Source organism: Nonomuraea basaltis, assembly GCF_005893125.1.
Lineage (GTDB): Bacteria > Actinomycetota > Actinomycetes > Streptosporangiales > Streptosporangiaceae > Nonomuraea > Nonomuraea basaltis.
The window spans coordinates 55,553-75,510 of the sequence record NZ_VCJS01000023.1 but is presented as its reverse complement, the minus strand read 5'-3'; the positions used below and the strand labels follow the sequence as shown (position 1 = coordinate 75,510).

The following is a 19,958-nucleotide window of genomic DNA, read 5'->3' as shown; positions in this document are numbered from 1 at the left end:
TTCTTCTCCTTAGCCGTACGGATAAATCGTGATCTTGCCGCGGGTGTCGCCTGACTCCGCTCTGCGGTGGATTTCGGCCAGCGCGGACAGCGGGTGCGACTCCGCGACGTCGACGATGAGCATGCCGTCGTCGATCAGGGCCGCGATCTCGGCCAGGTGCTGGGGGTCGTTGCGGGCCACGAAGTGCGTGCCGCCCTCGATCGGGGTCGCGATCGTGACGATCGCCGGGGCGAGCCCGGCCATGGCTCCGGCCGCGGCCTCGGGGAGCGGGACCAGGTTCAGCAGCAGGTCCATGCCACCGGGCAGCGGGGCCTCGGTGTAGTCGATCACCTCGTCCGCGCCGTGCCGTTTCACCGCGGCCGCGCTGCGCGGGCTCGCCGTGGCCGTCACCGTGGCCCCCGCGAGCTTGGCGAACTGCACGGCGAACAGGCCGACGCCGCCGCCCGCGCCGTTGATCAGCACGCGCTGCCCCGGGGTGATGCGGGCGTGCTCGAAGACCGCCTGCCAGGCGGTGAGCCCGGCCACGGGGACGGCGGCGGCGTCGGCGAGCGGGATGCTCTCCGGAGCCCTGGCCAGGATGGCCGCGGGCGCCACGACGTACTCGGCCGCCGCGCCGCTCACCAGGCCGAAGACCCGGTCGCCCGGGGCGAGACCCGTGACGTCGGCGCCGGTCTCGACCACCGTGCCGGAGACGTCCCAGCCGAGCGTGTGCGGCAGGGTCGCCTGGAACACCTCGGGAAGCATCCCGGAGCGCAGGCCGACCTCCGAGGGGTTGAACGACGTGGCGGCCACCTCGATCAGGACCTCTCCAGAGCCGGGCCGGGGCGTGGGGGCCTCGTCCTGGCGGATCTCCGAGGCGTCCCCGAACCGGTGGATGCGCGCCGCCCGCATCGTGGGCGGCGCCCCGGGGACCGTGCGGAAGTCGGCGGCGTGCTCCGCCGCCCACTTCCCGAACGTGCTCGCCGGGGTCTTCGTGACCTCCTCGACCGTCGAGGTGACCGGCGCCGGGTCGGCCACCAGGGCGGCTTGTGCCCGCAGGACGCCGTCCACCACCTCGGGAGGCCAGCCCCTGGCCAGCAGGCCGGCGTGGGCGGTCTCCGGCGGGACCTCCTCCCAGCGGGCCGGGATCCCGGTGGCCTCGGAGATGATCCGCACCTGGCCGGCCTGGGTGATCGACTCCGGGCCGGTCAGATCGTAGATCGCGCCGTGGTGCCCGTCGTCCAGCAACGCCCGTACGGCCACGGCCGCAAGGTCCCGCTCGTGCACCGGCGGCATGGCGGCCAGGCCGTACGCGCCGCTTACCGCTCCCGCTCGCACCTGCCGGGCCCATCGCAGCGCGTTGGCCGCGAAGGCGTGCGGGCGCAGGAACGTCCACTCCAGACCCGACCCCTCGATCAGCCGCTCCACCTCGCGCTCGTGATCGCGCAGCGCGGCGGAGGAGAGGTAGACCACGCGCCGGGCCCGCCCGGCGACGGCCTCGACCACCGCCCGTGCCCCCTCCGCCGTGCCGAACGGCCACACCAGGAACACCGCGTCCACCCCGTCGAGCGGCAGCGACCCCGGGTCGGTCAGATCGCCCGTACTCCTGCTCAGGGCCGTGACCTCGGCCCCGGCCTCCCGCAGTTGCGCCGCCACCCACTGGCCGACCGTGCCGGTCGCCCCGGTGACCAAAACTCGCCTCATGAAGCACTCCTTCTGTCGCAAGCAACCGTAGGAGCCTGCGCAGAGACATCCAATGCGCTGGGGTCTGAGATTTATACGCGAGCGTCTATGGAGTTAGAGTTCTGTTGTGGATGTACTCAGCGACGTGATCGCCATCATGCGCACCGGCCGGCCCCGCTCGGTCCGCGTCGAATGGCACACCCCCTGGGGACAGCGCTTCCCCTCCGCCCCGGGGTCTGCCGGGTTCCAGGTGGTCCTGCAGGGATCGGGCTGGCTGCTCCCGCCGGAGGGCCCGCCGATCGCGCTGTCCGTGGGCGACGTGGTCTTCTTCCCGCACGGACACGGCTACGCCATGGCCGACAGCCCCTCCACGCCGGTGGCCGAGCCGCAGTGCGACCCGGTGACCGACGACGCCGACCTGTTCGCCTCCGCGTCGATCGACGGCCCGGGCGCGGCCACCGTGCTGCTGTGCGGCGGCTACCAGCTCGACCCGAGCCGGGCCCACCCGCTCCTGCGCGACCTGCCCGAGCTGATCCACCTGCCGGCCAGGCTCGGGCTCCACCCGGAGCTACGCGCGGCCGTGGAGCTGCTGGGCGCCGAGATCCATCACCCGCGGCTGGGCGCCGACACGGTCGTCTCGTCCCTCCTGGACATGCTCCTGCTGTTCATCCTGCGCGCCTGGTTCGATGCCCCTCGCGAGCACTGCACGGTCTCGGGCTGGTCGCTGGCGCTGGCCGACCCGGGCATCAGCGCCGCGCTCGACGTGATGCACCGCGACCCGGCGCACCCGTGGACGGTGGCGGAGCTGGGCGCGCGGGCGGGGATGTCGCGGGCGGCGTTCGCGCGCCGCTTCGCCACGCTGGTCGGGCAGCCGCCGCTGACGTACCTCACCTGGTGGCGCCTGGCCACCGCCGGCCGCCTGCTGCGGGAGTCGGACGCCCCGCTGGGCGAGATCGCCGCCCGCGTCGGCTACGGCTCGGAGTTCGCCTTCGCCAACGCCTTCAAGCGCGAGTACGGCCTGGCACCTGGCAGATACCGCCGCAACACCTGCCCGCCGCCGGTCGGCTCCGTCGCCATCGGCGGCTGAGAGGCGCTCGTTTCCCGGGATCAAGACCTTAAAACGTAACAATTCTATGATGGTCGCCGTGTCTGTCGGTTGATCGGAAATCTCGTTGTAATCGGGCATTGACTTGCAGCCAGTCGCTGCTCTACTTTCCTCCCACCGATTAAAACGATTTTTTACCTGGTGCAGCTATGGTTGATGATCCCGTCCTGTCCCTCTCGCAGGTCAGCAAGGCGTTCGGCGCCGTGCGGGCCGTACGCGAGGTCTCTCTGAAATTGTTCGCCGGCGAGGTGCACGCCCTCGCCGGGGAGAACGGCGCGGGAAAATCCACGCTCGTGAAGATCCTCTCCGGCGTGCACCGGCCGGACTCCGGTCAGATCCTGATGGACGGCGAACCGGTGGAATTCGCGGGGCCGGCCGATGCCCAGCGGGCGGGGGTGGCGGTGATCTACCAGGAGCCGACCCTGTTCCCCGATCTGTCCGTCATGGAGAACATCTTCATGGGCAGCCAGCCCCGCGCCCGCTTCGGCATCGACCGGCGGGCCATGCGTACGGCCGCCGCCGAGCTGTTCACCAGGCTCGGCGTGCAACTCGACCCCGGCCAGCCGGCCCGCGGCCTGTCGATCGCCGACCAGCAGCTCGTGGAGATCGCCAAGGCCCTGTCACGGCAGGCGCGGGTGCTCATCATGGACGAGCCGACCGCCGCCCTCTCGGGCAAGGAGGTCGCCCGGCTGTTCGGCGTGGCGAAGGCGCTGCGCGAGCAGGGCTGCGCGCTGCTGTTCATCTCGCACCGGCTGGAGGAGATGTTCGAGCTGTGCCAGCGGGTCACGACCCTGCGGGACGGCGCTTTCGTGGCGAGCGACCTGATCGCCGACATCACCCCCGACGACCTGGTACGCCGCATGGTGGGCAGGGAGCTGGAGGCCCTGTTCCCCAAGCAGGAGACGGACGCCGGGGAGGTCGCGCTGAGCGTGCGCAGGCTCACTCGCGAGGGTGTCTTCACCGACGTGTCGTTCGAGGTGCGGCGCGGCGAGATCGTCGCGCTCGCCGGGCTGGTCGGCGCCGGGCGCAGCGAGGTGGCCAGGGCCGTGTTCGGCATCGACCGGTGGGACGCCGGGAGCGTGGAGGTGGCCGGCAAGCGGCTGCGGCCCGCCAGCCCCACGGCCGCGATGGCGGCCGGACTGGCGCTCGTCCCGGAGGACCGGCGGCAGCAGGGCCTCGTCATGGACCTGTCGATCGAGCGCAACATCGGCCTCGCCGGACTGGCCGCCCTGCATCGCGGACCGCTGATCTCGCGGCTCGCCGAGCGGGAGCGGGCGAAGGACTGGGCGGTGCGGTTGCAGCTGAAGTTCGCCCGGCTGACGGACCCGGTGAACGTGCTCTCCGGCGGCAACCAGCAGAAGGTCGTGCTGGCCAAGTGGCTGGCGCGCAAGCCGTCGGTGCTCATCGTGGACGAGCCCACCAGGGGCATCGACGTGGGCACCAAGGCCGAGGTGCACCGGCTGCTGTCGGAGCTGGCAGGGAGCGGGGTGGCGGTGCTGATGATCTCCTCTGAGCTGCCCGAGGTGCTGGGCATGGCGGACCGGGTGCTGGTCATGCACGAGGGACGGCTGGTCGCGGAGATCGACCGCGCGGCCGCGACCGAGGAGAGCGTGATGGCGGCCGCGACCGGAAGGAGCGCCGCGTGACCGCGACCGCAACCAGGTCGGAAAGCGCGCGGCGCAACGGCGGCCGGAGGCTCGTCGACCGGGTCGCGCGGGTGCGGGAGCTGGGTATCGTGATCGCGCTCGGCGCCCTGTTCGCCGTCACGGGCGCGGTGAACCCGAGCTTCCTCGCCTACGCCAGCCTGCGCGACATCCTGCTCAACTCGGCCATCGTGGCCCTGCTCGCCGTCGGCCAGACGCTCGTCGTGATCACCCGGAACGTGGACCTGTCGGTCAGCTCGGTGGTGGGCCTGTCGGCGTTCGGCGGCGCGCTGGTCCTCGCCGACAACCCCGGCGTGCCGATCCCGGTCGTGATCGCCGGCTGCGTGGCACTCGGCGCCGCCTGCGGCGCCGTCAACGGCCTGCTCGTCGGGGCGGCCAAGGTGCCGGCGTTGGTCGCCACCCTCGGCACCCTGTACGCCTTCCGCGGCATCGACTACGCCTGGGCGGGCGGGCGCCAGGTGAACGCCGCCGACATGCCCGAGGGTTTCCTGTCCCTGGGGACGCGCTCGGTGCTCGGGGTGCCGCTGCTCGCGCTGGTCGCCGTGATCGTGCTGCTGGTGGTCGGCTGGATGCTGCGTAACCTGCGCTCCGGCCGCGAGCTTTACGCCATCGGCTCCAACCCCGAGGCCGCGGTGCTGGCCGGGATCAGGGTGCGGCGCCGGATCGTCGCGGCGTTCGTCGCCAACGGGGCGCTTGCCGGGCTGGCCGGCGTCATGTGGGCGGCCCGCTTCGGCACCGTGGACGCCACCGTGGCGACCGGCAAGGAGCTCGACGTGATCGCGGCCGTCGTGGTGGGCGGCGTAGCGATCTTCGGCGGCAGTGGCACCGTGTACGGGGCCGCGCTCGGCGCGCTGCTGCTGGCGAGCATCACCAGCGCGCTTGCCGTGCTGCGGGTCGACGCGTTCGCGCAGACCGCGATCAACGGCGGGCTGCTGATCGCCGCCATCGTCCTCGACCGGCTGCTCGCCCTGCGGGTGGCCGCCGCACTGCGCCGCAGGAGGTTCCACGATGAGACTTGACCTGGCCCGCCGGTGGGAGGGCCTGATCCTCGTCCTGCTCGCCGGCGTCCTCGTTTGGTCCTCGCTGGGCGTGGACGGCTTCGCCAACGGCTCCAACGTCTCGTTCCTGCTGCTCGACACCACCGAGATCGCCCTCATGGCGCTGACCATGACGCTGGTCATCGTGGCGGCCGAGATCGACCTGTCCGTGGCGTCCACGCTCGGCCTGTCCTGCGCGGTGCTCGGCTGGCTGTGGAACGCCGGGCTCCCGATCGAGGCGATCATGCCGATCTGCCTGCTGGTCGGCGCGGTGTGCGGCGCGTTCAACGGGCTGCTGGTCACCCGGCTCGGCCTGCCCTCGCTGGCGGTGACGATCGGGACGTTCGCCCTGTTCCGCGGCCTCGCCTACGTGATGCTCGGCGACCAGGCGGTGGCCGATCTGCCGCCCGCCTACACGAGCCTGGCGACCTCCTCGATCGGCCCCGTACCGCTGGCGACCGTGCTGGTCGCGGTGCTGGCGGCGGTGGCGGCGGTGGTGCTGCACGCGACGGGCCTCGGCCGGTCCATCTTCGCGCTGGGCTCGAACGAGGAGGCCGCGTACTTCTCGGGCATCCGAGTCAAGCGCATCAAGTTCTGGCTGTTCGTGGCCTCAGGGGTGATGGCCTCGCTGGCATCCCTGGTCTACACGTTCCGGTACGCCAGCGCCCGCGCGGACAACGGCGTCGGCCTGGAGCTGGCCGTGATCGCCGCCGTGCTGCTCGGCGGGGTGTCGATCTTCGGCGGGCGGGGGACGCTGCCCGGAGTGCTGATGGCGGTCCTGCTGCTCGGCGTCGTGCGCAACGCGCTGATCCTCGCGGACGTGGCCAACGAGGTCCTCAACTTCGTGACGGGCCTGCTGCTCGTCGCGTCCGTGCTGGCGCCGAACTTGGGGGCGGTCTGGCGGCGGCGCATATCACCACAAATGGAAGGGAAGTCCCCATCATGAAAATGCGTACCACTTGGCGTCATACAGCGCTCCTGGCCGGTCTGGCTTTGCTGACGGCCGCTTGCGGCGGCACCACCAAGACCGACGTGGCGCAGCAGCAGTCCTCCGCCCCGGCCACCGCCGCGTCGTCGGCCGCGGCCGACCCGAACGCCTCGCTCAAGCAGGGATTGAAGATCGCCTTCCTGCCCAAGCAGGTCAACAACCCGTATTTCACGATCGCCGATGAAGGCGGCATCGCGGCCGCCAAGGAGTTCGGCGGCGAGGGCAAGGAGGTCGGCCCGTCCGACGCCAGCGCGTCCTCGCAGGTGTCCTACATCAACACGCTGATGCAGCAGAAGCAGGACGCCATCGTCATCTCCGCGAACGACCCGAACGCCGTCGTGCCCGCGCTCAAGCAGGCCAGGGCCGCCGGGATCAAGGTCGTCAGCTACGACTCCGACACCGCCGCCGACGGCCGCGACGTGTTCGTCAACCAGGCCAGCCCCGAGGACCTCGGCCGTACGGAGGTGCAGCTCCTGGCCGAGCAGCTCGGCCACAAGGGCAAGATCGCCGTGCTGTCCGCCACCCCGAACGCGACCAACCAGAACACCTGGATCGAGTTCATGAAGGACGAGCTGAAGAAGCCCGAGTACAAGGACATGGAGCTGGTCAAGGTCGCCTACGGCAACGACGACGACCAGAAGTCGTTCACCGAGACCCAGGGTCTCCTGCGCTCGTACCCGGACCTGGCGGGCATCATCTCCCCGACGACCGTGGGCATCGCCGCGGCGGCCCGCTACCTGTCGGACTCGCCGTACAAGGGCAAGGTCAAGCTGACCGGGCTCGGCACGCCGAACCAGCTGCGGAAGTTCGTCAAGGACGGGACCATCGAGGCGTTCGAGCTGTGGAGCCCGGGCGACCTGGGCTACCTGGCCTCGTACGCGGCCGCCGCCCTGGCCTCCGGGCAGATCACCGGCGCCGAGGGCGAGAAGTTCAAGGCCGGCAAGCTCGGCGAGTACACGATCGGCGCCAAGGGCGAGGTGCTGCTCGGCAAGCCGACCGTGTTCAACAAGGACAACATTGACGATTTCGATTTCTGATTCGACATCTGAGTCGTCATGATCGGCTGCGCGGCACGACCAGGCCCGTCTCATAAGCGGCGACGACCGCCTGGGTCCTGTCGCGCAGCCCGAGCTTGTTCAGCACGCGGCTCACGTGGGTCTTCACCGTCTCCTCGGTGACCATCAGCCGGCCCGCGATCTCCGGATTGGACAGCCCCTCGGCGACGAGCCGGAGCACCTGCGTCTCGCGCGGGGTGAGCGTGGACAGCGCCGCCACGGGCGCGCCGGATCGCGGGCCCAGGCGGGCGAACTCGCTGATGAGGCGCCTGGTGACCACCGGGGCCAGCAGCGCCTCGCCGGCCGCGATGACGCGTACCGCGTCGAAGAGCCGCTCGGCGGTGACGTCCTTGAGCAGGAAGCCGCTGGCCCCGGCGCGGAGCGCGTCGTAGACGTACTCGTCGAGGTCGAACGTCGTCAGGATGAGCACCCGCGGCCCGCCCGGCCCGGCCAGCTCCCTGGTGGCCTCTATTCCGCCCATGCCGGGCATGCGCACGTCCATGAGCACCACGTCGGGGGCCAGCTCGCGGCAGATCCGCACCGCCTCCGCCCCGTCGGCGGCGGTGCCGGCGACCTCGAAGTCCGGCTGGGTGTCGAGCAACTCGGCGAACCCTGTGCGGACGACCAGGTGGTCGTCCGCGATGACGATGCGGATCATGGAGCGTTTGGGGTCCTTCCCTGGTAGGCGGCCTCGACGCTCATCCGGCGCTGGTGTCCTTTCCTGGTGGGCGGGCCTCGACGCTCATCCGGCGCTCTCATCCCTTCCTGGTAGGCGGGCCTCGACGAAGAAGCCGCCGCCGGGCGCGGGGCCGGTGCGCAGCTCGCCGCCCACGGCCGCCGCGCGCTCCCGCATGCCGGACAGTCCGTGGCCGCCCGCCTCCCCGCCGGCCGGGCCAGGCCCGTTGTCGCGGACGACCAGCCGCAGGGCGCCGTCAGTGTAGTGCAGCTCCACGTCCACGGCGGCCCCGGGCGCGTGCCGCCGAGCGTTGGTGAGGGCCTCCTGGACGATCCGGTACGCCGCCAGTTCCACGCCGGGGTCGAGCTCGGCCGGGGCACCGCTGAGGACGAGCCGGGTGCCGGTTCCCGACGCATCGCGCGACTCGTCGAGCAGCTCGTTCAGCTCGTGCAGGCGCAGGCCGGGCTGGGGCCGCCAACTCGCCTCCGCCTGGGCGTCCTCGCGCAGCACGCCGAGCAGCCGCCGCATCTCGGTCAGCGCCGCCCTGGCGGTGTCGCCGATCGCCAGCAGCCGCTCCGCGCCCGCGGCCGGCATCCCGGGCACGGCGAGCCGGGCCGTCTCCGCCTGCACGGCGACCATGGAGATGTGGTGGGCCACGACGTCGTGCAGCTCGCGGGCGATGCGGGCGCGCTCGCCGCGGGCGGTGTGCTCCAGCAGGCTGTCCGCGACGACCTGCCGGGCGGCGGTGTCGGCCAGGGCCTTCCCGCGAGCCCGGCGGGCGATCCCGGCCAGCGCCGCCGCAGGGGCCAGGCAGGCCAGCATCAGCATCACCACCCGCAGCTGACCGGCCGGTTCGAGCACCACGGCCAGGATCGGGAATGGCACGGTGACCAGCACGGCCGGCGCCGGCGGCCCGTGGCGGCCGGCCCGGTAGGCGGCGATCACCTGGGCGACCGCGCCGGCCACGGTGAGCGTGTGGAAGGCCGTGATCGAGAGCACGCTCGCCGCGCCGGTCACGATCGCGCCGATGAGCGGCTGGGCCCACAGCAGCGGCAGCGGCAGCGTCGTGGCCAGGGCGAGGAGGGGGAGGACGATGATGGAGAGGGGAGCGTCGGCGGTGTCCATCAGCGGCGCGTCGGCCTGGCCAGGCATCGGCGTGTGAGCCTGGCCGGGCACCGGCGGGCCGCCGTCGACCCCGGCCGGATCGCCCGCCGGCACGCTCACGCTCTCCCCCAGCACGGGCTGCGTCGACGAGACCCCTGCCTGTGTGATCGACTCTGCCACCGCGAGCAGCGCCGGCAGCGCGCCGGGCCCGTACCGGGCCGCCGCCGGGAACGCGGTCGCGATCCGGCGCCCCCATTCGGCCCACCGGCCTCGCGCTCGCTCCACAAAGGCCATTGTCACGGGCGCGCGGCGTCCTGGCATCCCTCGTGTGAGGGACGGGCCGTAGCTGCCGCCAGCGACGGCGGAGATCGCTCCCCCGCGTGACGACCGCGACGGCCGCCGCTGCCTAGTCTTCCTGGCGTGGAAGCAACCATCGAAGTCACCGGGCTGCGCAAGCGGTTCGGCCAGGCCCTGGCGCTGGACGGGATGTCGTTCACCGTGCGGCCAGGGCACGTCACCGGGTTCGTCGGGCCCAACGGGGCGGGCAAGTCCACCACGATGCGGGTGGTGCTCGGCCTGGACGCCGCGGACGAGGGCCGCGCGCTGATCGGCGGGCGGCCGTACCCGAGCCTGGACAGCCCTCTGCGCCACGTCGGCGCGCTGCTGGACGCCGGCGCGCTGCAACCGAGCCGCACCGCGCGCAACCACCTGCTGTGGCTGGCCCACTCCCAGGGGCTGGGCGCCGGGCGGGTGGACGAGGTGATCGAGCAGGTCGGGCTGCGGTCCGCGGCCCGGCGCCGGGCCGGCGGGTTCTCGCTGGGCATGCGCCAGCGGCTGGGGATCGCCGCGGCGCTGCTCGGCGACCCGCCGGTGCTCATGCTGGACGAGCCGTTCAACGGCCTCGACCCCGAGGGCATCGTGTGGATCCGCGGCTTCCTGCGGTCGCTGGCCGCCGAGGGACGGGCCGTGCTGGTGTCCAGCCATCTGATGAGCGAGCTCCAGGACACCGCCGGCCATCTCGTGGTGGTGGGCCGGGGCCAGGTGGTCGCGGACACCAGCGTGGCCGACCTGATCGCGGCCGCGTCCAACGGGCGGGTGACGCTGCGTACGCCGGCGCGGCCGGAGGCGATGCAGGCGCTGGCCCACGCCGGCGCCACCGTGACGGTCACCGAGCGCGACACGCTCACCGTCTCCGGGCTGGCGGCCGAGCACATCGTGCGGGTGCTCGGCGCCCAGTCGGTGCCGTTCTCCGAGGTGGCCGCCCACCGGGCGACGCTGGAAGAGGCGTACCTGGACCTGACCAGGGACGCGGTCGAGTTCAAGGGGGCGGCACGATGACCACCGTCACCCCCTACCGCTCGGACCTGCGGGCCGGGCGCGACGGCTTCGCGCAGCTCCTGCGCGCGGAGTGGACCAAGTTCCGCACGGTACGCGGCTGGACCATCGGCCTGGCCGTCGCGGCGCTGCTCGTCGTGGGGCTCGGCCTGCTGTCCGCGACGGCCAGCAGTTCCTCCTGCAGCCATGGGCCGGTCGAGGTGCCCTGCCCCGTTCCCCCTACGGGGCCGGGCGGCCAGGCCGTGGAGGACGATTTCTACTTCGCGCACCAGCCACTGGACGGGGACGGCAGCATCACCGTGCGGGTGAGCTCCATGACCGGTCAGATCCGCCTGCCCGACGAAACCCCCGGAGTCAGGAACGTCGCCAACGATGTCGTCCCGTGGGCGAAGGCCGGCGTCATGATCAAAGAGAGCACCCGGCAGGGCTCCGCCTACGCGGCCGTGATGGTCACCGCCGAGCACGGCGTGCGGATGCAGCACAACTTCACCGAGGACGTGGCGGGCCGCCCCGGCCGCGTCTCGCCGGAGTCGCCGCGCTGGCTGCGGCTGACCCGCGCGGGCGACACGATCAAGGGTGAGGAGTCGGCCGACGGCAGGCAGTGGAGCGAGGTCGGCACGGCCCGCCTCGAAGGGCTGACGGCCAAGGTCCGCATCGGGCTCTTCGCCGCCTCCCCCGGCGACGTGCGGATTTCCCGGAACGTGGTGGGCGGGTCCATCTCGGCGTCCCGCTTCGCCGAGGTCACCGCCGTCATGGACGAGGTCGGCGTGCGGGGCGCGGGGACCGGCGGCGCGTGGAGCCGCGACGACATCGGGGTCACGTACGAGCCCGACGGCTCGGCCCACCACCCGGGCGGGCTCGTCCGGTCCGGCGGCACGTACACGATCACCGGGGTGGGGGACATCGCGCCGCTCACGGCCGAGGCCCGCGTCGAGCGCACGCTGAGCGGCGCGATGTTCGCGCTGATCGCGGTGATCGTCGTGGCGGTGCTGTTCGTCACCGCCGAGTTCCGGCGGCAACTGATCCGCACCACGCTGCTCGCCAGCCCACGGCGCGGCCGGGTGCTGGTGGCCAAGGCCGTCGTGGTCGGCCTGGTCACCTTCGTCTCCGCGCTGATCGCCGCCGCCGTCACCCTGCCGGTCGGCCGGCGGCTCTTCCAGGGCAACGGCATCCACGTCATGCCGGTGGACCTGCTCACCGAGCTGCGGGTGATCGCCGGGGTCGCGGGTGTGCTCGCCGTGTCCGCCGTGTTCGCCCTCGCGCTCGGCGCGCTGTTCCGGCGCAGCGCCATGGCGGTCATCGCGGCGATCGTGGCGATCCTCGTCCCGTACGTGCTCGCGACCGCGTCCCTCCTGCCCGAGGCGGTGTCGGACTGGCTGCTGCGGGTCACGCCGGCCGCCGGCTTCGCGATCCAGCAGAGCATCCCCGAATATCCGCAGGTGACCGCCCACTATGCGCCGGCGGCCGGCTACTACCCACTCGCGCCGTGGGCCGGCTTCGCCGTCCTGTGCGGGTACGCGGCGCTGACCCTGGCCCTGGCCGCGTACCGACTGCGCCGGAGCGACGTATGAGACCGGGATCGCCGGCCGCGGGAGCACGGATGAGGCGCGAGACGCACGCCGAGTGGACGAAGCTGCGTACCGTGGCGGGACCAGGCTGGCTGCTGGCCGGGACGGTGGTGCTGACCGTGGCACTGAGCGCCGTGGCGGCATCGGCCGTGAGCTGCCCGTCGGCGGGCTGCGGCCACGACGCCACCCGGCTCGGCCTCATGGGCGTGCAACTGGGCCAGGCGATGGTCGCCCTGCTGGCCGTGCTGGCGGTCTGCGGCGAGTACAGCACCGGCCTGATCCGCACCAGCCTCACCGCGATGCCGCGCCGGACCACCATGCTGGCCGCCAAGGCAGGCCTGCTCACCGGCCTGACCCTGGTCGCGGGGACGGTGGCCGTGCTCGGGTCCGTGCTGGCCGGGCGGCTGCTCCTGCCCGGCAGCGGCTTCACCCCGGAGCATGGCTACCCGCCGCTGTCCCTGGCCGACGGTCCGACGCTGCGTGCGGCCGTCGGCTCCGTCCTCTATCTAGCGCTGATCGCGCTGCTCAGCGTAGGGATCGCCATCGCCGTACGTGACTCCGCGGCGGCCACCGGCGTGGTGCTCGGCCTGCTCTACCTGTTCCCGGTCGCCATCCGGATGATCGCCGACGAGGACACGCAGCGCTTCCTCTGGACCATCTCCCCGGCGAACGCCGGGCTGGCCGTCCAGGCCACCACCGACGCCGCCGTCCTGCCTCTCAGCCCGTGGGAGGGCCTCGGCGTGCTCACCGCGTGGACGGCCGCGGCGCTCCTGGTGGGCGGGCTGCTGCTGCGGCGGCGCGACGCCTGACCCCGAAGATCCGGACCATACGGATACCACCAATTAAGACCTACCCAATCGGTCGCTAGGGTGATTCTCCAGCGTTAGACGCTACCCAGAAGGGACCGCCGTGCGGACGACGATCCTGATCACCTCTCTCGGCCCGAACACCTCCAACGGCCTGTTCGCCTCCCCCGACCAGTGGCAAGCCCCGGGCCTCGACCTCTTCCAGTTCGCCCCGATCATCCCCGGCGGACCTGAATGGTTCACCAAGCCGGTGCTGATCGCCCTGCTCAGCTCGGCCGTCATCATCGCCGTGTGCTGGGCCGCGTTCGCCAAGCCGATGATCGTGCCACGGGGCTGGCAGAGCATCGGCGAGTACGCCTACGACTTCGTACGCGACCAGATCGCCCGGCCCAGCCTCGGCAAGGACGCCGACCGATGGATGGGCCTGCTCCTCACCATCTTCCTGACCGTCCTCCTCTGGAACCTGATGGGCGTCATCCCGCTCATCCAGTTTCCCGTCGCCGCGCACATCGCCTTCCCTTTGGTGCTGGCGGTCACCGTGTACGGCATCAAGGTCTACCTCGGCGTCCGGCACCACGGCGTACGCGGCTACCTGCGGGGCATCGTGCACCTGCCGGGCCTGCCCGGCTGGGCCTACGGGCTCTACGCCCCGATGATCCTGGCCGAGGTGTTCATCAACTCGCTGTTCACCCACTTCCTCCGGCTGTTCGCGAACATGTTCGCCGGCCACATCATCGTGGCGTTCTTCAGCTCGGTGGGCTTCTGGTTCCTGTTCGAGCGGCTCACCCCGCTCGGCGTGGGCCTGGGCGTGATCGGCGTGCTGATGACGATCGTGATGACGGCACTGGAGATGCTCATCCAGTTCCTGCAGGCGTTCCTGTTCGCCATGCTGGCCTCGATGTTCATCGCCAGCGGCCTGCACGGCGAGCACTAGCGGGCCACCCGGGCCGCCAGCTTGCGGTGCTCGGCCGAGCGCAGCACGCCGGCCGCCTCCTCCGCCGACGCGACGGGCGCCTTGGTCAGCAGCCCCCTGGCCTGCTTGAGCGTGAGCAGCCGGGTGACCGACTGGTCGAGGCGCTCCTTGCTGATCCGGCCCGACTTCACCGCCGCCAGCACCGCCTGGTAGGCCCTGGGCAGGTCGTTCGGCATGAGCAGCAGGTCGGCCCCGGCCAGCACGGCGCGTACGGCGATCTCGCCGTCGTTGTACTTCTGGCGCACGCCGGCCATGTTGAGCGCGTCGGTGGAGATCACGCCTTTGAAGCCGAGCTTTCCCCGGAGCAGGCCGGTCAGGATGGGCTTGGACAGCGTCGCCGGGTCACCCGACGGGTCGAGCTTGGGGAAGACGATATGGGCGCTCATGACGGCGTCCACCCCGGCGTCGATCGCGGCCTTGAACGGCGGCGCGTCGATCTTCTCCCACTGGGCCTTCGTATGCTTGATCACGGGCAGACCGGTGTGGCTGTCGACGGTGGTGTCACCGTGCCCGGGGAAGTGCTTGGCGGTGGCGGCCACCTCGGCGTCGGCGAAGCCCTTCACCGCCGCCGCGACCATCGTGGCCACCCGCTGCGGGTCCTTGCCGAACGCCCGCGTGCCGATGATCGGATTACGCGGGTTCACGTTCACGTCGGCGACCGGGGCGAAGTCCAGGTTCACGCCCAGCGCGCGCAGCTCCTCGCCGGTCGCCTTGGCCACGGCGCGCGACAGGTCCGGGTCCTTGGTGGCACCGATCCGGGAGGCGCCGGGGAAGTCCGTCATGAGCGCGGACATCCGCGCCACCAGGCCGTTCTCCTGGTCGGTGCCGATCAGCAGCGGGACCTCTTTCGACGCCCGCTGCAGGCCGTTGGTCAGGCCGACGACCTGGCCGACGCTCTTGACGTTCTGCGGGAAGAGGATCACGCCGCCCAGGTGGTATTTGGCGATCACCTTGGCCGGGGTCTGGGCGGAGTATCTCGCCTGGTTCTCGCCAGAGACCGTGCCGGCCGAGGTGCCGTAGAGGACGGGCATGAACAGCTGGCCGACCTTCTCCTCGACGCTCATCTTCGACAGCACGCGCTCGACCGGCCCCGGCTGCGGCTGCGCCTGGGGCGGACTCTGCGGGGGCGCCGTGGTCTGCGCGGGCGGCGCGGCCTTGCCCCCGGTCGGGGTCGCGCCCGCCGGGCCGCCGCCACCGCCGCACGCGGCCAGAGCGATGACGAGGAGAGTTGCCGTGCCGATCCGTCGAAGCATGCATCCAAAGGTATCCATGCGACGACTCGAAACCACCCTTACAGCCCCAGCCTCCCGAGTCCGGGCAGGTGCACGCGGGCCGCCGCGCGGGCCTCGGCCGCCGTGGTCCGTGCCCGCGCCGCGTCGGCCGCCATCCGGCACTGCGCCAGCGTGTGCGCGGCCAGCCCGGCGCGTACGGCGGGCAGCGCGCCCGCCCCCATCGACAGCGTCGAGGCCCCGAGCCCCACCAGCACGCAGGCCAGGGCCGGGTCGGCGGCCGACTCGCCGCAGATCCCGCACGGCTTGCCGGCCTCCGACGCGGCGCTCGCGGCCATGGCGACCAGGTCGAGCAGCGCGGGCTGCCACGGATCCTGCAGCGCGCTGACGACGCCGAGCTGGCGGTCGGCGGCGAAGGCGTATTGGGCGAGGTCGTTGGTCCCGATCGAGACGAAGTCCACCGGCACCAGCAGGTCCCGGGCACGCAGCGCGGCCGACGGGATCTCGATCATCACGCCGACGCTCGGCAGGCCCCTGGCCCGGCACTCCCTCGCGAACCAGCCCGCCTCCTCGGCCGTGGCCACCATCGGCGCCATCACCTGGAGATCCTCGGAGCCGACCGCCGCGAGCGCGCTGAGCTGCTCCTCCATCACCGCGGGGAACCGCCTGAACCTGCGCAGACCACGCTCCCCCAGCGCCGGGTTCGGCTCGGCGGGGGTGGGCAGGAACGCCAGCGGCTTGTCCGCGCCCCCGTCCAGCGTCCGCACGACCACCTTGCCGCCAGGGAACGCCGCCACCGCCGCCCGGTAGGCCCGCGCCTGATCCTCCACAGACGGCGGCTCGGCCCGGTCGAGGAAGAGGAACTCGGTCCGGTAGAGCCCGATCCCCTCGGCCTCCGCGGCCACGGCCGCGTCCAGCTCTGAAGGCCCGCCGACGTTCGCGAGCAGCGGAACAGGGTGCCCGTCGGCGGTCCGGCCCGGGCCCCGCGCAGAGGCGATCGCGGCCTGCCTGGCCGTGTCCGCGCCGACCGCTTCGGCGACGTCGGACTCGGCCGGCTCCACGCGTACGTCGCCGGAGGTGCCGTCGGCCATCACCCGGACGCCGGGCGGGATGCCGGTCGCGCCCGGACAGGCCACGACGGCGGGCACGCCCATCGCCCTGGCCACGATCGCGGTGTGGCTGGTCGGCCCGCCCTCCTCGGTGACGAACGCGGCCACCTGCGCCCGGGACAGCAGCGCCGTGTCGGCGGGCGCGAGATCCCTGGCGACCAGCACGTACGGCTCCGCCGCCGCGGCCGGTAGCCCTGGCATGGCCACCCCGTAGAGCAGCGCGATCACGCGGTTCCTGATGTCGTCCAGATCGGCGGCCCGCTCGCCCAGGTAGCCCCCGGACCCGGCCAGCACGTCCCGATATTTTATGAAAGCCTCAAAGACCGCCCTCGGGGCGGCCAGGCCCCGATCGATCAGGGTCCGCACCTTCACGACCAGACCGGGGTCCTCGGCCATCAGCGCCTGGGCCTTGAGTATCTCCTCGGCCTCGCCGCCCGCCTGGTTGCCGCGAGCCTCCAGCTCGCCCGCGACCCGGGTGAGCGCGGCCATCGCGCGCTCCTTCTCCTCGTCCGCCTCACCTGTGTACGTTGCGCCCTCGGGGGGTTCGGGCACGGAGACGGTCAGCACGTACGCGGGGCCGTGCCCGATGCCCGGGCTGACCCCCACCCCCCGCAGATTCACGGCGTACCGGCGATCTCGGCCAGCTCGTCGAGGACCTCCTCGGCGCCCTCGCCCTCCGCCCTGATCACCACGGTCTCGCCCTGCCTGACGTCCAGCGCCAGGATCCCCAGAATGCTCTTGGCGTTGACCGGGGGCTTTCCGCCGGACATCTTCGCCACGGTGATGTCAATCGGGGCCTTCATCGCCCGTTGCACGAACGTCGCCGCAGGCCGGGCGTGCAGCCCCACCTCCGCCGCCACGGTGACCTTGCGCTCACCCATCGAGTCCTCCTTCTGTGCCGGTCCAGACCACCTGGACGCGCGTGTCCGACGCCTGCCGGATCGGCGGGCCGTGCCTATTGTGTCGCCTTCCGCCCGTCCCAGCCGAAGCGGCGGCCCCTACTCCCATCGGAAGAGCTCGTCCCCCACGTGCACCGTCCCCTCGGCGACCCGGGTCACCGCCGCCGAGAGGGCGTCGAGCGCGACCACCGGGCAGACCGGCGAGCGGCCGCCCGCCTCGATCGCCGCCGGGTCCCACGCCACGACCGGCTGGCCGGCGCTCACCCGGTCACCCTCCGCCGCCAGCAGCTGGAACCCCTTCCCCTTGAGCTGGATCGTGTCGATCCCCAGGTGCACCAGCACGCCCTTGCCGTCGTCCCCCACGATGACGTACGCATGCGGATGCAGTTTCATGATTTTTCCCGCGATGGGGGCCACGGCCTTCCCCGGCCCTCGCAGCGGGTCGATCGCCGTTCCCGGCCCCACCATGCCCGCGGAGAACACCGGATCGGGCACGGCGGCCAACCCCACTGCCACCCCCTCAACCGGGGCGAGAACAGTCGTCATGGTCTCGCCCTTAGCCGATGATGTCCTCGATGTCGCTGGCGATCGTGTCCGCCTCCGGCCCGACGACGACCTGGACCACGTTCCCCGCGGCCATCACGCCATGCGCACCCGCCGCCTTGAGCGCGGCCTGGTCGACCTTGGACGCGTCGTGCACCTCCGTACGCAACCGGGTGATGCAGGGCTCGATATCGATGATGTTGTCCGCGCCGCCGAGCCCGGCGATGATCGCGTTCACATCCGCCGCCATCCGGCCTCCCTAGCTCTCGTGCCCAGGCTAATTCAGTCGGTCTGGGTGACCTTGTTCAACCCGCGCGGCGCGTCGGGGTCGATGCCGAGCCGGCGGGCCAGCGCCTCGGTCAGCAGCTGCCCCGGCACGATCAGCCCCATGGGCGCCACCCATTCGGGCAGGTCGGGGCCGTTGAGCGCGGCCGTGCCCGCCCGCGCGAGCGCGTCCCCGCCCCCGATCGTGTACGCCGCCGCTCCCGCTGCAACCACCCGCTCGGCCAGCGCGACCGTACCGGACAGCGTCGGGCTGTTCTCGGCGGCGACCAGCAGCGCCGGGGTGTCGGCGTCGACCACCGCGATGGGGCCGTGCAGCAGGTCTGCGTACGACAGGCCCATGGCGTGCAGGTAGCAGGCCTCCTTGAGCTTGAGCGCGGTCTCCAGGGCCGTCGAGAACGCCAGCCCGCGCCCCGACACGACCACGCCCGGCTTGTCGAGCAGCCCCTCGACCACGGCCTCCACGTCCCCGGGCTCGGCGATCAGCTTCTCCACCGCCTCGGGCACCCGCCGCAGCTCGGCCACGTCCACGTCGGCGCCCAGCCCCAGCGCGAGCACCGCCAGCGCGGCGAGCTGCGTCGTGTACGTCTTGGTCGCCGGGACGGCTTTCTCCTCCCCCGCGACCGTGCACAGCGCCACGTCGGCGACCTGGGCGAGCGGGCTGCCGAGGCCTCCGTTGGTGATGCCGACGGTGCTGGCCCCGCAGTCCTTCGCCCAGCTCAGCGTCTCGACGATCTCTTCCGTCCGCCCCGACTGCGAGATCGCGACGGCCAGGACGCCGTCCAGGTCCAGTTTGCGCTTGTACGTGGTCGCGATCGACGGTGCGGCCAGCGCGGACAGCCGTCCCGCGTGCGATTCGACCAGGTAACGGCCGTACACTGCTGCGTTGTCGGAGGTGCCACGCGCGATGAACAGCAGTTGGCGAGCCCGCTCGCCCACCGCCCTCACCTCGCCGATCCTAGGGAGCAGGGAGTCCAATGTGGCCCGCAGCGCGGCCGGCTGCTCGGCGATCTCGCTGCGCATCTTCGTGGTCATCGTGGGCTCATCCCTCAAATCAGTGCGGCTCGGACTTGACCGTCTTTAACGATATATGGTGGTCTAGTCCGGACTAGACCAGTACGAACCATAACCTATGGCCTAGGTCAAGACGAGGGGAGGATCCGTGGCGCACATCGATCCGGACAGCCCGGTGCCCAAGTACTTCCAGCTTCGCGAGATCCTGCTGGACCTCATCGACAGCGACGAGCTCAGCATCGGCGCCGCCATCCCGTCCGAGCGCGAGCTGTGCCAGCGTTTCGGCCTTTCCAGGATGACCGTCCGGCAGGCCGTCGACCACCTCGTGTCCGAGGGCCGTCTGCACCGGGTGCCGGGCAAGGGGACGTTCGTCGCCCGGCCGAAGATCGAGCTGGCGCTGCAGCTCACGTCGTTCACCGACGACATGAGGGCCCGGGGCATGATCCCGGGCTCGCGCGACCTCGACAGGAGGGTCGTGCGCGCCAGCGCACACCTGGCCAAGGAGCTGGGGATCCAGCCGGGCGAGGAGGTGCACTTCATCGAGCGCCTGCGTACCGCCGACGGGGAGCCGCTGTCCATCGAGCGGGCGCACATCCCTGTCAAGCTCGCCCCAGACCTTGCCTCTCATGATCTGTCGGACAAATCACTGTACGAGCTGCTGGAGAGCCGCTACGGCCTCGTCATGGACGCCGGCGAGCTCACCATCGACGGCGGCATCGCCGACCCGAGCGACGCCGACCTGCTGAAGCTGCCGCGCGGCGGCGCCGTGCTGCTGCTGCAGCGCAGGTCCTTCTCCGGCGGCCTCTGCGCGGAGCTGGGCGTGTCCACCTACCGCGCGGACCGCTACCAGCTGCGCACCATTCTCGAAATGCCCGTAAGACGGGGCTGAGGGCCTTACCCCGCCGGGGC

At 72.0% G+C, this 19,958-nt stretch carries 19 protein-coding genes; 10 read left to right on the top strand and 9 right to left on the bottom strand.

Annotation, left to right across the window (positions count from 1 at the left end; translation table 11 throughout):
- Positions 1-9 precede the first annotated feature (9 nt).
- On the bottom strand, positions 10-1,683 hold the full coding sequence (locus EJK15_RS77165; RefSeq protein WP_338089868.1) for an alcohol dehydrogenase catalytic domain-containing protein: 1,674 nt from the start codon (positions 1,681-1,683) through the stop codon (positions 10-12).
- A 106-nt stretch (positions 1,684-1,789) separates the two neighbouring features.
- Between EJK15_RS77165 and EJK15_RS13940 the strand changes: the two genes are divergently transcribed.
- The 5 genes from EJK15_RS13940 (at position 1,790) to rhaS (ending at position 7,493) form a co-directional block, all read left to right on the top strand.
- Complete coding sequence (locus EJK15_RS13940; protein ID WP_138710816.1) at positions 1,790-2,749, top strand: AraC family transcriptional regulator; 960 nt, start codon at positions 1,790-1,792, stop codon at positions 2,747-2,749.
- 167 nt (positions 2,750-2,916) lie between these two features.
- Positions 2,917-4,413 (top strand): sugar ABC transporter ATP-binding protein, encoded by a 1,497-nt coding sequence (locus tag EJK15_RS13935; protein WP_138710815.1) that lies wholly within the window; start codon positions 2,917-2,919, stop codon positions 4,411-4,413.
- Positions 4,410-5,450 carry an ABC transporter permease gene (locus EJK15_RS13930; RefSeq protein WP_138710814.1) on the top strand — a complete coding sequence of 347 codons (1,041 nt, stop codon included), beginning with the start codon at positions 4,410-4,412 and terminating at the stop codon, positions 5,448-5,450. The genes EJK15_RS13935 and EJK15_RS13930 overlap by 4 nt, the downstream gene beginning before the upstream one ends.
- A complete protein-coding gene (locus EJK15_RS13925; protein WP_138710813.1) occupies positions 5,440-6,414 on the top strand; it encodes an ABC transporter permease in 975 nt (324 codons plus the stop codon). The genes EJK15_RS13930 and EJK15_RS13925 overlap by 11 nt, the downstream gene beginning before the upstream one ends.
- Before the next feature lie 2 nt (positions 6,415-6,416).
- A complete protein-coding gene (gene rhaS / locus EJK15_RS13920) occupies positions 6,417-7,493 on the top strand; it encodes a rhamnose ABC transporter substrate-binding protein (protein WP_240776959.1) in 1,077 nt (358 codons plus the stop codon).
- Positions 7,494-7,509: 16 nt separating this feature from the next.
- On the opposite strand, the gene EJK15_RS13915 is transcribed toward rhaS, so the two are convergent.
- Positions 7,510-8,169, bottom strand: a complete 660-nt coding sequence (locus EJK15_RS13915) for a response regulator (RefSeq protein WP_138710811.1) — start codon at positions 8,167-8,169, stop codon at positions 7,510-7,512.
- Positions 8,170-8,253: 84 nt separating this feature from the next.
- Positions 8,254-9,576 carry a sensor histidine kinase gene (locus EJK15_RS13910; RefSeq protein WP_206060835.1) on the bottom strand — a complete coding sequence of 441 codons (1,323 nt, stop codon included), beginning with the start codon at positions 9,574-9,576 and terminating at the stop codon, positions 8,254-8,256.
- A gap of 135 nt (positions 9,577-9,711) precedes the next feature.
- On the opposite strand from EJK15_RS13910, the gene EJK15_RS13905 reads away from it, so the two are divergent.
- From EJK15_RS13905 to atpB, 4 genes are all read left to right on the top strand, one after another.
- Positions 9,712-10,629: an ATP-binding cassette domain-containing protein gene (locus EJK15_RS13905; protein ID WP_138710810.1), complete on the top strand. Its 918-nt coding sequence runs from the start codon at positions 9,712-9,714 to the stop codon at positions 10,627-10,629.
- Positions 10,626-12,197, top strand: a complete 1,572-nt coding sequence (locus tag EJK15_RS13900; RefSeq protein WP_138710809.1) for a DUF1349 domain-containing protein — start codon at positions 10,626-10,628, stop codon at positions 12,195-12,197. Before EJK15_RS13905 ends, EJK15_RS13900 begins: the two co-directional genes overlap by 4 nt.
- A 29-nt stretch (positions 12,198-12,226) precedes the next feature.
- Positions 12,227-13,003 carry an ABC-2 transporter permease gene (locus EJK15_RS13895; RefSeq protein WP_138710808.1) on the top strand — a complete coding sequence of 259 codons (777 nt, stop codon included), beginning with the start codon at positions 12,227-12,229 and terminating at the stop codon, positions 13,001-13,003.
- Between the two features lie 100 nt (positions 13,004-13,103).
- On the top strand, positions 13,104-13,934 hold the full coding sequence (gene atpB, locus EJK15_RS13890; protein ID WP_240776958.1) for a F0F1 ATP synthase subunit A: 831 nt from the start codon (positions 13,104-13,106) through the stop codon (positions 13,932-13,934).
- Here the strand turns inward: atpB and nagZ are convergent.
- The 6 genes from nagZ to EJK15_RS13860 all read right to left on the bottom strand — a co-directional run bounded on the left by nagZ (position 13,931) and on the right by EJK15_RS13860 (position 19,070).
- Positions 13,931-15,226 (bottom strand): beta-N-acetylhexosaminidase, encoded by a 1,296-nt coding sequence (nagZ, locus tag EJK15_RS13885; RefSeq protein ID WP_138710807.1) that lies wholly within the window; start codon positions 15,224-15,226, stop codon positions 13,931-13,933. The genes atpB and nagZ overlap by 4 nt on opposite strands.
- A gap of 38 nt (positions 15,227-15,264) precedes the next feature.
- A complete protein-coding gene (ptsP, locus tag EJK15_RS13880; RefSeq protein WP_240776957.1) occupies positions 15,265-16,932 on the bottom strand; it encodes a phosphoenolpyruvate--protein phosphotransferase in 1,668 nt (555 codons plus the stop codon).
- Positions 16,929-17,192, bottom strand: a complete 264-nt coding sequence (locus EJK15_RS13875) for an HPr family phosphocarrier protein (protein ID WP_138710806.1) — start codon at positions 17,190-17,192, stop codon at positions 16,929-16,931. The genes ptsP and EJK15_RS13875 overlap by 4 nt, the downstream gene beginning before the upstream one ends.
- A 117-nt stretch (positions 17,193-17,309) precedes the next feature.
- Positions 17,310-17,756, bottom strand: coding sequence for a PTS sugar transporter subunit IIA (locus EJK15_RS13870; RefSeq protein ID WP_138710805.1), 447 nt, complete (start codon positions 17,754-17,756; stop codon positions 17,310-17,312).
- Positions 17,757-17,766: 10 nt separating this feature from the next.
- A complete protein-coding gene (locus EJK15_RS13865) occupies positions 17,767-18,003 on the bottom strand; it encodes a PTS sugar transporter subunit IIB (RefSeq protein WP_138671752.1) in 237 nt (78 codons plus the stop codon).
- A gap of 32 nt (positions 18,004-18,035) precedes the next feature.
- Positions 18,036-19,070, bottom strand: a complete 1,035-nt coding sequence (locus EJK15_RS13860; RefSeq protein WP_138710804.1) for an SIS domain-containing protein — start codon at positions 19,068-19,070, stop codon at positions 18,036-18,038.
- Positions 19,071-19,197: 127 nt separating this feature from the next.
- On the opposite strand from EJK15_RS13860, the gene EJK15_RS13855 reads away from it, so the two are divergent.
- Complete coding sequence (locus EJK15_RS13855) at positions 19,198-19,938, top strand: GntR family transcriptional regulator (RefSeq protein ID WP_138710803.1); 741 nt, start codon at positions 19,198-19,200, stop codon at positions 19,936-19,938.
- Positions 19,939-19,958: the final 20 nt, after the last annotated feature.

Bases quoted from the DNA above. Each gene is read 5' to 3' on its own strand.
- EJK15_RS77165 (WP_338089868.1), bottom strand. From the start codon at position 1,683: ATGAGGCGAGTTTTGGTCACCGGGGCGACCGGCACGGTCGGCCAGTGG.
- EJK15_RS13935 (WP_138710815.1), top strand. From the start codon at position 2,917: ATGGTTGATGATCCCGTCCTGTCCCTCTCGCAGGTCAGCAAGGCGTTC.
- EJK15_RS13925 (WP_138710813.1), top strand. From the start codon at position 5,440: ATGAGACTTGACCTGGCCCGCCGGTGGGAGGGCCTGATCCTCGTCCTG.
- rhaS (WP_240776959.1), top strand. From the start codon at position 6,417: ATGCGTACCACTTGGCGTCATACAGCGCTCCTGGCCGGTCTGGCTTTG.
- EJK15_RS13915 (WP_138710811.1), bottom strand. From the start codon at position 8,169: ATGATCCGCATCGTCATCGCGGACGACCACCTGGTCGTCCGCACAGGG.
- EJK15_RS13900 (WP_138710809.1), top strand. From the start codon at position 10,626: ATGACCACCGTCACCCCCTACCGCTCGGACCTGCGGGCCGGGCGCGAC.
- EJK15_RS13895 (WP_138710808.1), top strand. From the start codon at position 12,227: ATGAGGCGCGAGACGCACGCCGAGTGGACGAAGCTGCGTACCGTGGCG.
- nagZ (WP_138710807.1), bottom strand. From the start codon at position 15,226: ATGCTTCGACGGATCGGCACGGCAACTCTCCTCGTCATCGCTCTGGCC.
- EJK15_RS13875 (WP_138710806.1), bottom strand. From the start codon at position 17,192: ATGGGTGAGCGCAAGGTCACCGTGGCGGCGGAGGTGGGGCTGCACGCC.
- EJK15_RS13870 (WP_138710805.1), bottom strand. From the start codon at position 17,756: ATGACGACTGTTCTCGCCCCGGTTGAGGGGGTGGCAGTGGGGTTGGCC.
- EJK15_RS13865 (WP_138671752.1), bottom strand. From the start codon at position 18,003: ATGGCGGCGGATGTGAACGCGATCATCGCCGGGCTCGGCGGCGCGGAC.
- EJK15_RS13860 (WP_138710804.1), bottom strand. From the start codon at position 19,070: ATGACCACGAAGATGCGCAGCGAGATCGCCGAGCAGCCGGCCGCGCTG.